The 1,033-nt window shown below is 38.4% G+C and carries 1 protein-coding gene; it reads left to right on the plus strand.

Annotated elements, in window-relative coordinates:
* Positions 1–178 precede the first annotated feature (178 nt).
* Positions 179–1,033 (plus strand): IS4 family transposase (locus FTU70_RS14250; protein WP_180060782.1); only part of this gene is annotated, 855 nt, incomplete at its 3' end.

A 1,033-nucleotide genomic window follows, 5' to 3' on the forward strand; every position in this document is an offset into this window, starting at 1 on the left:
CAATCAAATCAATTTCGTTCTATTATGCCCAATTCAGTGAAAATTGTTTAAGCGAAATGTAATCTTGTCGCATGAATTTGCTATAAAAAAAGCCCCAATACTGGTAATGCCAGTCAGTTAAGCAAATATTAGAAAAATGTAGTAAAAATGAGTGTATGTAAATACGCTCATTTTTTTTATGTCTTTATCTGAACATTTAGAATCCACTCTTGAACATGCTCTCCCATCACTTAGCCATTTTTGTGAACTTATTGACTTAAATTGGATTGAAACAAGCCTGCATCAAACAGGTAAGGCATCGATCAGAAGGAGAAAATTACCTGCTGAGCACGTGGTTTGGCTTGTTCTTGGGCTTGCCTTGTTTCGCAATCAACCCATCAGCTATGTGGTAGAACAATTAAAACTCGTGTTTGGTACAACAGATTATTGTGTTCCTAGTGCAGCTGTCCAAGCTCGACAACGTTTAGGTCGAGAACCCTTAGCTGCCTTATTCTCCTTAATCAGCCAAGCATGGTTTGATGAATCACAACAACAATATTCAAGCTTTCAAGGTCTTAGTGTATGTGCTGTTGACGGGGTGGTTTGGTCTATGCCACTGACCAAGGAGAATTTTAATCATTTTGGCTCATCTAAAGGTAAAACTGCTGTAGCACCTTACCCACAAGTTAGAGCCACGTGTCTAGTGAATACCAATACTCATGAAATCATAGATGCCCAAATAGGCAGTATGGATCAAGGTGAACTCACATTAGCAAATCAATTATCTCCTCCAGCACAAAGTATTACTTTGTTTGATCGAGCTTATTTCTCTGCTGATTTTTTAATAGGGTGGCAAACACGTGGAGAATCAAGCCATTGGCTTATGCGAGCTAAAGATAATTTACGTTATGACATAATTAAACGGAATTCCCCACATGATTTTCATATCAGGATGCCAATATCAGCAAGAGCCAAAAAACTTAATCCAGCATTAGGAGATTACTGGGAAGCACGTTTAATTGAAGTTGAGCAGGCAGGAAAAATCAGACGTTAC

It is taken from the genome of Acinetobacter sp. YH12135 (assembly GCF_013418565.1).
Taxonomy (GTDB): Bacteria; Pseudomonadota; Gammaproteobacteria; order Pseudomonadales; family Moraxellaceae; genus Acinetobacter; species Acinetobacter towneri.